Raw genomic sequence first — 12959 nt, 5'->3', positions numbered from 1 at the left:
GAGCGCCCTTGGGCGCGAAGCCGGTAACCCATTCGTCTGTCAGCTTCGCCCAGCCGCCCCGATACGCTGGTTTCGCGCCAATCGGCGCTCCTGCGGGGCGCTGATTGGCGTGATGCCGTCCGCGGATGGGACAATGCGCCACCCGCCGGCCTTGCCGGTTCCCCTACATCGCTCCCGGATCACACTGGAGAACCCATGAATCTGCGCATCCTGACCGCTGGCATCGCCATCTCCCTTCTCGCTGCCTGTGGTGGCAAGGAAGACGGCGGTAAAACGCCCGAAGGCGGCGAGGTCAAGGTCCTCAACGTCTACAACTACTCGGATTACATCGCCGAGGACACCATCCCGAACTTCGAGAAAGCGACCAGCGTCAAGGTCACCTACGACGTGTTCGATAGCGATGAGATGGTTGAGACCAAGCTGCTCACCGGCAACAGCGGTTACGACATCGTGGTGCCGACGCTGAACTTCTTCGGCCGCCAGATCCAGGCCGGCGTGTTCCTGCCGCTGGACAAGAGCAAGATCCCGAACCTGGCCAATCTGGACCCGGCGGTGATGGCGCGTATCGCTGGCCAGGACCCGGAAAACAAGTACGGCGTGCCGTACATGATCGGCACCACCGGCATCGGCTACAACGTGGCCAAGCTCAAGGAACGTTTCGGCGGCAGCGCGGATATCGCCAACAGCTGGGACCTGGTGTTCAAGCCGGAAAACATCGCCAAGATGAAGGACTGCGGTGTGACCATCCTGGACACCCCGGCCGACATGATTCCGATCGCGCTGCATTACCTGGGCGAAGACCCGCACAGCGGCGACCCGGCCGTGCTGCAGAAGGCCGCCGACCTGCTCAAGTCGATCCGCCCGTTCGTGCAGAACTTCCATTCCTCGCAGTACGTGGGTTCGCTGGCCAATGGCAGCACCTGTCTGGTGGTCGGTTGGTCGGGTGACATCATCCAGGCCCGTGACCGCGCCGAGGAAGCCAAGAACGGCGTCGAAGTGGCCTATTCGATCCCGAAGGAAGGTGCGCCGCAGTGGTTCGACATGCTGGCCATCCCGAAGGACGCCAAGCACCCGGAGAACGCGTATGCGTTCATCAACTACCTGCTTGAGCCGCAGGTGGCTGCCAACAACACCAACGTGACCCACTACGCCAACCCGGTGAAGTCGGCCACCCCGCTGGTGGACGCGGCGATCCGCGACGACAAGACCATTTACCCGTCCGATGAAACGGCGGCCAAGATGTTCACCTACGCGATCAACACCCCGGAGACGGACAAGCTGTACACCCGTCTGTGGACTGAGGTGAAGACCGGCCGTTGATGGGTTGCTTTAAAAGCTACCCTCACCCCAACCCCTCTCCCGCTTCGCAGGAGAGGGGCTTTCAGAGCAAAGCCGTGCTCGGCGACTCCCTTCTCCCGCATGCGGGAGAAGGTGCCCGAAGGGCGGATGAGGGGGCTTTGGCTTGGGCTTTGCGCTTTGAGGCATGCCGTAGAGCAAAAAGCTTAAAAGCTGCCCTCACCCCAACCCCTCTCCCGCACGCGGGGGAGGGGCTATCAGTCTTCAGCGGGAGAGGGGCTATCAGCTTTCAGGCGGATGAGCGGTAACCCTGCTCAAACCCCCAAACCAACAAAGCCTCCTTGTTCGTAAGGAGGCTTTGTCATTTCAGCCACCACCACACCGGGCTGCGAGGCTTTCACCTGTCCTCACCCACACGCCACGTACTGTCCCTGCAAGCTCAACCGCCATACCCGGCGGTGTCGTCTGCAAAACACGGGGGCTACACTACGCCCGTTTTCCCTACTGCCTGCTCCCGGAGCCCTGCATGTCCGTTGAAGCCAAGCCGGATGCCATCGCCTTGAACCGCGAGCCCGGCTATCTGTCCATCCGCGATCTGCGCAAGGAGTTCGATGGCTTCGTCGCTGTCGATGACGTCAATCTGGACGTGCGCAAGGGCGAAATCTTCGCGTTGCTGGGCGGATCGGGCAGTGGCAAATCCACGCTGCTGCGCTGCCTGGCCGGCTTCGAGACGCCCACCAAGGGCAAGATCCTGCTCGACGGCCAGCCGATCACCACGCTGCCGCCGTACGAGCGGCCGATCAACATGATGTTCCAGTCCTATGCGCTGTTCCCGCACATGACGGTGGAGCAGAACATCGCCTTCGGCCTGAAGCAGGATGGTATGGCGAAGGATGCGATTACCCGCCGCGTCGGGGAGATGCTGGAACTGGTGCAGCTGCAGAAGCTGGGCAAGCGCAAGCCGCATCAGCTGTCCGGCGGTCAGCAGCAGCGTGTGGCGCTGGCCCGCTCGCTGGCCAAGAGTCCCAAGCTGTTGCTGCTGGACGAACCGATGGGCGCGCTGGACAAGAAGCTGCGCTCCAAGATGCAGCTGGAGCTGGTCAACATCATCGAACAGCTGGGCGTGACCTGCGTGATGGTCACCCACGATCAGGAAGAAGCCATGACCATGGCCACCCGCATCGCGGTGATGGACCAGGGCTGGATCCAGCAGATCGGCAAGCCCGACGACATCTACGAGCAGCCGGCCAATCGTTTCGTGGCGGGTTTCATCGGCTCGGTGAATTCGTTTGAAGGCGTGATCGACGAAGACCTGCCCGAGTACGTCACCGTGCGCACCGCCGACTTTCCCGCACCAATCTACGTCGGCCACGGCATCACCGGCTACGAAGGCCAGCCGGTGGCCTTCGCGCTGCGCCCGGAAAAAGTGCACATCGCCAAGGAAGAACCGGAAGGCGACACCAACAAGGCATTCGGCGTGGTCGAGGACATTGCCTACTTCGGCAGCCATTCGGTCTACCACGTGCGTTTGCCCAGCGGCGCCAAGATCCTCTCCAACTTCGCCAACATGAAGCGGTGGGACAGCGACGGCATCACCTGGAACGATGAAGTCTGGGTGTCCTGGGACGACAACGACGGCGTGGTGCTCACCTCATGAGCGTGACCGCTCCCAACTCAACCGGTTGGCGGCGCTGGCTGCCGGGGACCCGCGCGGGCGTGATCGGCGTGCCGTACCTGTGGCTGCTGCTGTTCTTCGCCATCCCGTTCCTGATCGTGCTGAAATTGTCGTTCTCGAAGATGGCCTCGGCGATTCCGCCCTACACGCCCATCCTCGAGTACGTGGTCGCGGACAAAGCCTTCAAGGTCAGCCTCAACCTGGGCAATTACGCGGCGCTGTTCACCGACAGCCAGTACGTGGTCGCCTACCTGAGCTCGATCAAGATCGCGGTCATCTCGACCCTGCTGACCTTGTTGATCGGCTACCCGATGGCCTATGTGATTTCACGCATGTCGCCGTCGGCGCGCAACATCGCAATGATGCTGGTGGTGCTGCCGTCGTGGACCTCGTTCCTGATCCGCGTCTATGCGTGGATCGGCATTCTCGACAGCAATGGCTTGATCAACCGCACGTTGATGGACCTCGGTTTGATCGACCAGCCACTGCGCATGCTCTATACCCCGTTCGCGGCCTATGTCGGCATCGTCTACTGCTATTTGCCGTTCATGGTGCTGCCGCTGTACGCCAACCTGGTGAAACTCGACAACCGCCTGCTGGAAGCCGCTTACGACCTGGGCGCGCGCCCGTGGCAGGCATTTCTTCGCATCACCCTGCCGCTGTCGCGCAGCGGCATCATCGCCGGCTGCATGTTGGTGATGATTCCGGCGGTGGGTGAGTTCGTCATTCCTGAAATGCTCGGTGGCCCGGATACCTTGATGATCGGCCGCGTGTTGTGGGGCGAGTTCTTCAACAACCGCGACTGGCCGCTGGCCTCGGCGGTGGCGATCGTGATGCTGCTGTTGCTGCTGGTGCCCATCATCATCTTCAACCGCTCCCAACAGCGTGAGCTGGAAGGGAGGCTGGCATGAGCATGAGCCGCCGCACCTCCTGGCTGGGGTGGAGCATCCTGCTGCTCGGCTTCGCCTTCCTGTACCTGCCGATCCTGTTGTTGATGGTGTATTCGTTCAACTCCTCGCGGCTGGCGACGGTGTGGGCGGGCTTTTCCACGCAGTGGTACGGCGAGTTGTTCCGCGACCGCCAGTTGCTGCAGGCGGCATGGATCAGCATCAAGATCGCGTTCTGGACCGCTAGCGCCTCGATGGTGATCGGCACCATGGCAGCGATGGCGATGACCCGCTTCAAGCGCTTCCCCAGCAAAACCCTTTTCGGTGCGCTGGTGACGGCGCCGCTGGTGATGCCGGAGGTGATCATCGGCCTGTCGATCCTGCTGATGCTGGTGTCGATGGGCGGTCTGTTCGGCCTGCCGTCGAAAGGAGTTGTGGCGATCTGGATCGCGCACGTCACCTTCACCATTTCCTTCGTGACGGTGGTGGTGTCCTCGCGCTTGCAGGAGCTGGACCGCTCGCTGGAAGAAGCGGCCATGGACCTGGGCGCGAACCGGCTCAAGGTGTTCTTCCTGATCACCTTGCCGATCATCTTCCCGGCGCTGGTATCGGGCTGGTTGTTGGCCTTCACCCTGTCGCTGGACGACGTGGTGATCGCCAGCTTCGTCGCCGGCCCCAGCTCGACCACCTTGCCGATGAAGATCTTCGCCTCGGTGCGCATGGGCGTGAGCCCGAAGATCAACGCATTGGCCACGCTGATGGTGCTGGCGGTGTCGCTGGTGGCGGTGATCGGCTGGTGGATCTCCGCGCGCTCGGAGAAGCGTCGCCAGCGGGACATGCAGCTGGCGTTGCAGGAAAACGGTTGATCGCAGCCGGTGTTCCCGGCACTTGCAGGGAACGATTTCGGTAGTGCCGAGCCATGCTCGGCAGGGCTTTCCGGCAAAGCTTCAGCCGAGCATGGCTCGGCGCTACAGAAATGTTTTGCGCGCGGGGTTTACCTGCGCGCAACACTGTCGGCGCTACCATTTCCGCATTCGTTGAATGCAGGTGATCCCATGGCGTCGTACCAGACAATCAATCCCTTCAATGGTCAGGCCGTGCGTACGGTCGAATTGATGGGCGCAGCGGCTGTCGAACAGCGCCTGGCCGCAGCCGAAGCCGCATTTCCGGCCTGGTCTGCACTGTCGCTGGACGCGCGTGGAGTGTTGCTGCACAAGCTCGCCGCCGGCCTGCGCGATCGGCGCGACGACATCCAACGGACCATGACCGCGGAAATGGGCAAGCTGCGTCGCGAGGCCTTGGCGGAAATCGAAAAAAGCGCGGCGGCCTGCGAGTACTACGCCGATCACGCGGTCGATTACCTCACGCCTCAATCCATTCCCACCGACGCGCAACGCAGCTACGTCACCTACCAGCCCATCGGCTGCGTGTTGGCGGTGATGCCGTGGAATTTCCCGTTCTGGCAGGTGATCCGCTTCCTCGCGCCCGGGCTGATGGCCGGCAATGTGGCGTTGCTCAAACACGCCAGCAATGTGCCCGGTTGTGCCGACCTGCTGCGTGAGGTGGTCGCCGCTGCGGGCATTCCGGACGGCGTGTTCGACGTGCTGCATATCGACAACGACCAAGCTGCCGACGTGCTGCGTGATCGCCGGATCAAGGCAGTTACCTTGACCGGCAGCGAACGGGCAGGGCGTTCCATCGCCGCCAATGCCGGCGACCAGTTGAAGAAGTGCGTGATGGAACTGGGCGGCAGCGATGCCTTTGTGGTGCTGGACGATGCCGATCTTGAGCTGACCGTTGCCGCAGCGGTGAAATCACGCTTCGACAACGCGGGCCAAACCTGCATCGCCGCCAAGCGTTTCGTGTTGGTGGAGTCGATTGCCGATGCCTTCGTGCAGCGCTTCGTTGAAGCCGCCAAGGCCCGTGTGTATGGCGACCCGCAGGACGAAGCCGCCACGCTGGCACCGATGGCGCGCGCTGATCTGCGCGACGAGTTGCATCGCCAGGTGCAGGACAGCATCGCCAAGGGCGCGAAGGTGTTGCTGGGCTGCGAGCCGATTGCGGACAGCAATGCCGGCTACCCGGCGTCCATTCTCGACAACGTCGTGCCGGGTATGCCGGCGTACGAGCAGGAACTGTTCGGGCCGGTCGCGGCGATCCTGCGGGTGAAAGACGAAGCCGAGGCGGTGCGTGTTGCCAACGACACCAGCTTCGGCCTCGGCGGCAGTGTGTGGAGCCGCGATGCCGAGCGCGGTGAGCGCGTTGCCGCCCAACTGCAATGCGGTGCTGCCTTCGTCAACGCGGTGGTCAAGAGCGACGCGCGTCTGCCCTTCGGTGGCACCAAGCGTTCGGGCTTTGGCCGCGAACTGGCCGAGCACGGCATCCATGAATTCATGAACATCAAAACCATCTACGTGGCCTGACGCTGGAAGGGGTTCTGCCCTCCCTTTCGCCGCAGGCGAAGGGGAGGGTCGGGGAGGGGCGCCGCCGCCAGTCCATTGGCTTCGCGGCTGAAGCCGCTCTACAGCCAGCCTGAGCGCTTGAACAAGCGGTACAGCACCACGCAGACCGCGCCGACGCCAAGCATCAACAGCGGATACGCAAAACGCCCGGCCAACTCGGGCATGTGCGCGAAGTTCATACCGTACCAACTGGTGACCAAGGTCGGTGCGGCCAACAGTGCGGCCCAGGCACCCAACTGCTTGACCGTTTCGCCCTGCGCCAGCGTCACCAGCGACAGATTCACGCTCAACGCGGTGCCCAGCATTTCGCGCAGGGTATCGATGGCGTCGTTGACGCGGGCAGCGTGATCCTGCACATCGCGCAGGTACAGCCGCACCTCTTCGCTGATCAACTGCGCCTGACTGCGTTGCAGCTGCGCAAGTGAATCCTGCAGCGGTGCCACGGCCAGGCGCATCTTGTTGAGCTCGCGCTTGAGCTCGTACAGACGGATGACGGTGCGACGCTTGTAGGTGTCGGCGAAGATGTCCTGCTCCAACGTGTCCAGCGTGTCGCGGAAGCTGTCGGTGATGGGCGAGTAGTTGTCCACCACGGCGTCCAACACCGAGTACAGGCAGAACGATGGTCCCATCGCCAGCAATTCGGGCTCCTGCTCAAGCCGCGCGCGTACCGGCGCATATGACAACGATGCGCCGTGGCGCACCGTCACCAGAAAGCGCGGGCCGAGGAAGGCGTGGGTTTCGCCATAACGGATGCGTTCGTCCACCACCTGCGCGGTGTGCACCACCACGAACATCGAGTTGCCATAGGTCTCGATCTTGGGCCGCTGGTGCGCCTTGCGGGTGTCTTCGATGGCCAGGGGATGCAGGTCGAATTCTTCTTCGATCTTGTCCAGCACTTCGTCACTGGGTTCGTACAGGCCGACCCAGACGAAGCCCTTGGCATCGCTCTGCAGCATGTCGCTGATGCTGTCCAGGTCCAGTGCGCGGGGCTTGCCGTCCTCGCCATACCAGGTACAGCTGATGACACAGGCGGGGTTGTTCGGCAGGGGAGTGGTGATGGATTCCATGCCGGGCATCGTGCCTCAGCGGGCCGTGACCGCCAAGCGTCGCTTGCCGAGCACCCACGCCAGCGCCATGTGGATAGGCAGCAACAGCACAATCCACTGCATGTTGAACTGCGCCTGCAGCGACAGCCAATGCAGCGGCAACGACAGCGCGGCAATCACCGCCAGCAGCCACAGCGTCACGTTGAACCAGCGGCGCGGCTGACGGCCACGCAGCAATGTCCACGCGCCGGGAACAAGCGGCAGCGCCAGCGGGTTGACCAGCAGCAGGTTGCGATTGGCCCAGGCGGCATAGTGCTCGCTGAAACCCCACAGGTAGGCAAGCAACGCACCGGCCACGCCGCAGAACAACCAGAACGGCAACGCGAAGCCGGCGATCAGACGCGGGCGTTGACGTGCAGCGACGATGGCACCGGCAATCGCCAGGCCGAGCAGCAGCCACGGCCACCAGCGACGCTGATGTTCCTTGGGTTCGGGTGCCAGACGCTGCGGCAGCAATTCCTGTTCGGCCTGTACCAGCGGTCGGCCTTCACTGTTGCGTACCTCGCGCAGACTGTCGGCCAGCCGCATCGGCACGAACGCTTCTTCCCAGCGCGACAGCGGCCGGTCGCCACTGGGCCCGAAGCCAAGGTCGAAGCCCAGCCACATCCACCACGACGGCGAGGCCAGTCGCACCGATTCACTGCGATAGGTGTTGCCGCGAGAGCGGCCGGCAAGCTGTGACTGCAGACCGCCGTCCATCGCCTGATTGAGCGCATCGCGCACCATCGTGGCGCAGTTGGCGGTGAAGTAGTCGTAGCGGTAACGCGCGTTCTCGGGCTTGGCCCGCTCGGCCAGACCATCGGCCAATGCGCGTGCTTGTTCGTGCGGCAGGTCCAGCCATTGGATGCTGGCGCCACGGCCGGCGTCGCTGTACTGGGCCAGGTCCTGTTCCAGCGGCAGTGCCACCAGGTAATACATCATCCGCCCGCGCGCGAAGTTGCCGACGAAATCCGGCTCGGATGGATCAAAGAAACCGAAGTTGTACGAGGTGGCCTGGCCCGTCACCGGGTCGGCCACCACCAGCGCATCGTGGCCGAAGCGCTCAAAGAAAACCTCGCCCGGTTGCATCGTCACCACACCGATGCGCGGCGCGGGGGCCGGCGCATCGGTGGGAACGGGTTGCGCGGCGGCAATGCCGGCGGTCAGCAGCAGGAACAGCAATGCGAACGCGGACAGCAGCCGCGGCAACCGGAAGGTGATCAAGCGGCGTCCTGGTCTTCAGGGGGCAGGATGGTGACGTGGAATGCCTGCACGCGGCGTGCGTCAGCGCGGGCCACGCGGAACACGAAGCGGTCCAGCGTCAGCTCGTCGCCGTTTTCCGGCAGATGGCCGATGGCTTCGGTGACCAGACCGCCGATGGTGTCGTAGTCGTCATCGGAGAAATCGGCACCGAAGCGCTCGTTGAAATCACCAATGGTGGTCAGCGCGTCCACCACATAGCGGCCATCGGCAAGCGCGGCGATCTGTGCGGTGTGGTCTTCGGTTTCATCGTGCTCGTCGTCGATCTCGCCGACGATCTGCTCCAGCACGTCTTCAATGGTGACCACGCCGGCAACGCCGCCGTACTCGTCCACCACGATGGCCATGTGGTTGCGCGAGAGCCGGAACTCCTTGAGCAACACATTGAGCTTCTTCGACTCGGGGATCAGCACCGCCGGGCGCAACAGCTCGCGGATGGTGGCGTGGCTGTTGTCGGCCACAACGCCGCGCAGCAAGTCCTTGGCCAGCAGAATGCCGAGCACGTCGTCCTTGTTCTCGCCGTGCACCGGGAAGCGCGAATGGCCGGATTCGACCACCTGCTTCATCAGCTCAAGGAACGGCGACTCCACCTGCAGCGACACCATGTGCGAGCGCGGAATCATCACGTCGCCGACGGTCAGCTCGGCCACCGAAATGGCGCCTTCCATCATGCGCAGGGTATCGGCGGCGATAAGTCCGTCCTGCTGTGCGGTCTGCAGGATCGTTACCAGCTCGTCGCGGGTATGGGGTTCGTTGGAGAACGCCGAACTCAGGCGCTCCAACCAACTGCGTTTCTTCTCGCCGTTTTCTGGCGAGGTAGTACTGTCGTCTTCAGACATCTCTTGGTTTGACGGCACCCGGCAGGCCGGGCGGTGCCGGGAAGTCTAGCAGGATGTTTGTTGCCGGCCGCTCAACCAGCGGGGGTGACCGGAGCAGATTCGGTCACCTCGGCCGGGGCCTCGCTGCCTGGGGTCGCCGGGCTGGCCGGGGCTTCACCTTCGGCCGGCTGGTCCAGGCTGTAAGTACAGCCGGCCAAGGTCTTGCCCGGGTGCGATTTGACGTTGGACACGCTCAGGATCACCGACTCGATCAGCGCCTCACCGGACTTGGCATCGATGACATCGCGACTGACCAATTCGCGCCCGGCCATGAACTTCTCCGGCGCGTCGTAGCCGATTTCCAGCGCCATCTCCTTGGCCAGCGGCCGCGGGTCGGGCATGTCGAACAGGGCAACGATGGTGCCGCCGGCTATGGCGATGTGCTCGGCGCTGCGGCCGAACACGGTGATTGGCGTGTTCAGCAGGTACTCGTTCATGAACAGGTTGCCCTGTGGCAACGGCCGCCAGCCCAACGCGACGGCCTTGAGCGGATCGGCGGCAACCGGCACCAGCGCAGCGAACTCACTGACGCTCTGCCGGCATTCAATCAACGCGGGCAGGTCGATGCTGGACTGGGCCTGGGCGGTGCCGCCGATGGCAAGCAACAAAGGTAGGAACGAAGTCGGGCGCACAGGCGATCCGCATGAGTTGGATGTGGTCGCCAATGATAGCGGCCGGCGGCAGGCTCAGTGCGGGGATCGGGGGTCTTGCCGAGGGCCGAAGCAGCGCTGCAGCAGCTGGCTCACACCGGACAGGAAGGCAAATACAACCACTGCGGCCAAGCTCCAATGCACCACGGTCAGCACTCCCTCCAGCCACTGCAGGAAGGGTCGTTCGGTCCACGGCTGAATGGCCTGGTACAACCTGGAGGTGAGCAGCAGGAACACCAGGCTGAGCACGATCAGCAAGCGCATTGCACCGGAGGTGGCGCGGAAAAATCGCAGGGACGAAACCGGCTGGGACAACAGGCGGGAGGCAAGCCAGCGCCAGGCGATGGGGCCTGTGAGCGCCATTGCTGACGCGGCACTCAAGAGTACGGCCATATGGTTCCTCGTCATCACCGCACGCTGCATTTCCGCATTGCGCGAAGCCAGCACCCACCACACCGTGACGCAGGTGACGGTAGCAAAGAGGAAGATCACGGTTACCACGATGCAGACGATTTCACCGCGGGGTGTATCGAGTCGCCGCTTCAGCGCGTCGCGGACCTGGGGTATCAGTCCGACCCCCATCAACACGATGGCGCCTAGGGCGACAACTACGCCCAGGATGAAACCAGGAGGAGCGGGGGAAAGAAGACCGACGCTGATCAGTGCGAGCAGGGCGATTGCCAGAAGGTATAGCGTCCGCCTGGGAAGGGCATTTGACTGCATGGTCTTTTCCTATCCTTGGTTGCGGACGACTCTAACAAACGGGTGTGGTTGTGCGTCGTTACCCGGCCGGAACCCGACTCAGCGCTCACCCGCATAAGGATCGGCAATGCCCAGGTCGGCGAGGATCTCGCGCTCCAGCTGTTCCATCGCCTCGGCTTCCTTGTCGTCTTCGTGATCCCAGCCCAGCAGATGCAGCACGCCGTGCACGGTGAGGTGGGCGTAATGGGCGTTGAGCGTTTTGGCTTGTTCTTCGGCTTCGCGTTCAACCACGGGCGCGCAGATCACCAGGTCGCCCAGCAGCGGGAACTTCACGCCCTTGGGCAGGCCTTCGGGCAATTCAGCCGGGAAGCTGAGCACGTTGGTGGCGTAGTCCTTGCCACGGTAATGGCGGTTGAGCGACTGGCCTTCCTTGGCATCGACCACGCGGATGGCCAGGTCGGCTTCACGGATGCGGCCCTTCAACGCGGCGGCCACCCATTTGCGGAAGCTCACCGCGGCCGGCAGGCCGGCGCGGGGCAGTGCGTAGCTCACGGCTACATCAAGACGAACGGGGCCCTTGGTCATTCGATTGCTCCAGGTTTGACCTGCTGCAGATCGCGGCGGTCATACGCATTGACGATACGCGCGACCAGCGGGTGGCGGACCACGTCGCGGGCCTCGAAGAAGGTGAAGCTCACGCCTTCTACGTCGCGCAACACTTCGATGGCGTCACGCAGGCCGGACTTGATGTGCTTGGGCAGGTCGGTCTGGGTGAGGTCGCCGGTCACCACGGCCGTGGAGCCGAAGCCCAGGCGGGTCAGGAACATCTTCATCTGCTCGATGGTGGTGTTCTGCGCCTCGTCCAGGATCACGAACGCATCGTTGAGCGTGCGCCCGCGCATATAGGCCAGCGGCGCGATTTCGATGACGTTGCGCTCCAGCAGCTTGGCGACCTTTTCCACGCCCATCATTTCGTACAGGGCGTCGTACAACGGGCGCAGGTACGGGTCGACTTTCTGGGTCAAATCGCCGGGCAGGAAGCCCAGTTTCTCGCCGGCTTCCACCGCCGGGCGCACCAGGATCAGGCGCTGCACGCGCGATTCGTTCAAGGCTTCAATGGCCATGGCCACGGCCAGGAAGGTCTTGCCGGTGCCGGCCGGGCCGATGCCGAGGTTGATGTCGTGGGTGGCGATCTGGTGCAGGTACTTGGTCTGGTTGGCGCCGCGTCCACGCACGGTGCCGCGCTTGACCTTGATCGCGATGTCCTGCGCTTCATAGGCGTGATCGACCACCTGGTCGACGTTGGCCTGGTTCAGTCGCAGGTGGATGCCGTGGCTGTCGAACAGGGTGTCGGCAGCCTCTGCATACAACACCTTGAGCAGTTTCTCGGCCTCGGCAGCGGTCTTGCCCGGGCCGCTGACCCGGAACACATGGCTGCGATTGGCGATCTCCACACCCAGCTTCAGTTCAATCTGGCGCAGGTGCTCGTCGAACGGGCCGGCCAGATTGGCCAGGCGTTCGTTGTCGATGGGGTCGAGGGTGAAGTCGCGGTGGGTGGTCGTGGTCATCGTTCAATCGCTTATTGCGGGTGCGGCAGGGCCGAGTCCTGAGCAGGGAAGGGTAGCGCCGTGGGCAGGTATCCACCAGCGCGCTGCGGGCGTTGGCAGGTTCTCCACAACCCATGTGGATGCGGGCGCGACGAAGCTGTGGATATCGTGCCGCAGCCCTTGTGCCGCAAGGCCTCTGACAGTTTGGTCAAAAAAGTGCCATGCGCCGCTGGGTTGTCCACATCGGATGTGGATCGAAACTGCATGAAGGTGTGGATAACCGCGCGCAGCCCAATGCTGGCGGGGCTTCTGGCGGTGTGATGAAAAAATGACCAGCCGCGATCCGTAGGCTGGGATGAAATCCCAGCATGACGATGATCGACACCGCTTGGCGCGGGGATTGCGCTGCGCTCCGTCCCAGCCTGCGGCGCTGAAGACAACAGCGCCCAGCCGGAAAACGCTCCACCTTTCAGGTCGCCAGCTTCGCGCCCGAGGGCGTTCCTACAACCGCTTAAGA

At 63.3% G+C, this 12959-nt stretch carries 12 protein-coding genes; 5 read left to right on the top strand and 7 right to left on the bottom strand.

The window, feature by feature from the left end; all coding sequences use genetic code 11:
* The first annotated feature begins 195 nt into the window (after positions 1-195).
* The 5 genes from ACREP4_RS02760 (at position 196) to ACREP4_RS02740 (ending at position 6281) form a co-directional block, all read left to right on the top strand.
* A complete protein-coding gene (locus ACREP4_RS02760; RefSeq protein WP_431594660.1) occupies positions 196-1320 on the top strand; it encodes a polyamine ABC transporter substrate-binding protein in 1125 nt (374 codons plus the stop codon).
* Between the two features lie 502 nt (positions 1321-1822).
* Positions 1823-2953, top strand: a complete 1131-nt coding sequence (locus ACREP4_RS02755; protein ID WP_431594659.1) for an ABC transporter ATP-binding protein — start codon at positions 1823-1825, stop codon at positions 2951-2953.
* A complete protein-coding gene (locus ACREP4_RS02750) occupies positions 2950-3882 on the top strand; it encodes an ABC transporter permease subunit (RefSeq protein WP_431594658.1) in 933 nt (310 codons plus the stop codon). Before ACREP4_RS02755 ends, ACREP4_RS02750 begins: the two co-directional genes overlap by 4 nt.
* Positions 3879-4724, top strand: a complete 846-nt coding sequence (locus ACREP4_RS02745) for an ABC transporter permease subunit (RefSeq protein ID WP_431594657.1) — start codon at positions 3879-3881, stop codon at positions 4722-4724. The genes ACREP4_RS02750 and ACREP4_RS02745 overlap by 4 nt, the downstream gene beginning before the upstream one ends.
* Before the next feature lie 189 nt (positions 4725-4913).
* The gene (locus ACREP4_RS02740) at positions 4914-6281 is read left to right on the top strand and encodes an NAD-dependent succinate-semialdehyde dehydrogenase (protein ID WP_431594656.1); all 1368 of its coding nucleotides are present in this window, start codon (positions 4914-4916) and stop codon (positions 6279-6281) included.
* 98 nt (positions 6282-6379) lie between these two features.
* Here the strand turns inward: ACREP4_RS02740 and ACREP4_RS02735 are convergent, their stop codons facing one another.
* The 7 genes from ACREP4_RS02735 to ACREP4_RS02705 all read right to left on the bottom strand — a co-directional run bounded on the left by ACREP4_RS02735 (position 6380) and on the right by ACREP4_RS02705 (position 12463).
* Complete coding sequence (locus tag ACREP4_RS02735) at positions 6380-7387, bottom strand: magnesium and cobalt transport protein CorA (RefSeq protein ID WP_431594655.1); 1008 nt, start codon at positions 7385-7387, stop codon at positions 6380-6382.
* 15 nt (positions 7388-7402) lie between these two features.
* Positions 7403-8587: a DUF4105 domain-containing protein gene (locus ACREP4_RS02730; protein ID WP_431594777.1), complete on the bottom strand. Its 1185-nt coding sequence runs from the start codon at positions 8585-8587 to the stop codon at positions 7403-7405.
* Positions 8588-8625: 38 nt separating this feature from the next.
* Positions 8626-9504 carry an HlyC/CorC family transporter gene (locus ACREP4_RS02725; RefSeq protein ID WP_431594654.1) on the bottom strand — a complete coding sequence of 293 codons (879 nt, stop codon included), beginning with the start codon at positions 9502-9504 and terminating at the stop codon, positions 8626-8628.
* Between the two features lie 71 nt (positions 9505-9575).
* Entirely contained in the window at positions 9576-10151 is a 576-nt protein-coding gene (locus ACREP4_RS02720; RefSeq protein WP_431594653.1) for a hypothetical protein, read from the bottom strand.
* A gap of 78 nt (positions 10152-10229) precedes the next feature.
* A complete protein-coding gene (locus tag ACREP4_RS02715; protein ID WP_431594652.1) occupies positions 10230-10916 on the bottom strand; it encodes a hypothetical protein in 687 nt (228 codons plus the stop codon).
* 78 nt (positions 10917-10994) lie between these two features.
* Positions 10995-11480, bottom strand: coding sequence for an rRNA maturation RNase YbeY (gene ybeY, locus ACREP4_RS02710; protein WP_431594651.1), 486 nt, complete (start codon positions 11478-11480; stop codon positions 10995-10997).
* Complete coding sequence (locus ACREP4_RS02705; protein ID WP_431594650.1) at positions 11477-12463, bottom strand: PhoH family protein; 987 nt, start codon at positions 12461-12463, stop codon at positions 11477-11479. Before ACREP4_RS02705 ends, ybeY begins: the two co-directional genes overlap by 4 nt.
* Between the last annotated feature and the right edge of the window lie 496 nt (positions 12464-12959).

It is taken from the genome of Stenotrophomonas sp. (genome assembly GCF_050737575.1).
GTDB lineage: Bacteria > Pseudomonadota > Gammaproteobacteria > Xanthomonadales > Xanthomonadaceae > Stenotrophomonas.
The sequence above is the reverse complement of the archived record's forward strand: the minus strand, read 5'-3'. Positions and strand labels throughout refer to the sequence as shown.

Bases quoted from the DNA above. Each gene is read 5' to 3' on its own strand.
- ACREP4_RS02755 (WP_431594659.1), top strand. From the start codon at position 1,823: ATGTCCGTTGAAGCCAAGCCGGATGCCATCGCCTTGAACCGCGAGCCC.
- ACREP4_RS02760 (WP_431594660.1), top strand. From the start codon at position 196: ATGAATCTGCGCATCCTGACCGCTGGCATCGCCATCTCCCTTCTCGCT.
- ACREP4_RS02740 (WP_431594656.1), top strand. From the start codon at position 4,914: ATGGCGTCGTACCAGACAATCAATCCCTTCAATGGTCAGGCCGTGCGT.
- ACREP4_RS02725 (WP_431594654.1), bottom strand. From the start codon at position 9,504: ATGTCTGAAGACGACAGTACTACCTCGCCAGAAAACGGCGAGAAGAAA.
- ybeY (WP_431594651.1), bottom strand. From the start codon at position 11,480: ATGACCAAGGGCCCCGTTCGTCTTGATGTAGCCGTGAGCTACGCACTG.
- ACREP4_RS02715 (WP_431594652.1), bottom strand. From the start codon at position 10,916: ATGCAGTCAAATGCCCTTCCCAGGCGGACGCTATACCTTCTGGCAATC.
- ACREP4_RS02705 (WP_431594650.1), bottom strand. From the start codon at position 12,463: ATGACCACGACCACCCACCGCGACTTCACCCTCGACCCCATCGACAAC.
- ACREP4_RS02750 (WP_431594658.1), top strand. From the start codon at position 2,950: ATGAGCGTGACCGCTCCCAACTCAACCGGTTGGCGGCGCTGGCTGCCG.
- ACREP4_RS02745 (WP_431594657.1), top strand. From the start codon at position 3,879: ATGAGCATGAGCCGCCGCACCTCCTGGCTGGGGTGGAGCATCCTGCTG.
- ACREP4_RS02735 (WP_431594655.1), bottom strand. From the start codon at position 7,387: ATGGAATCCATCACCACTCCCCTGCCGAACAACCCCGCCTGTGTCATC.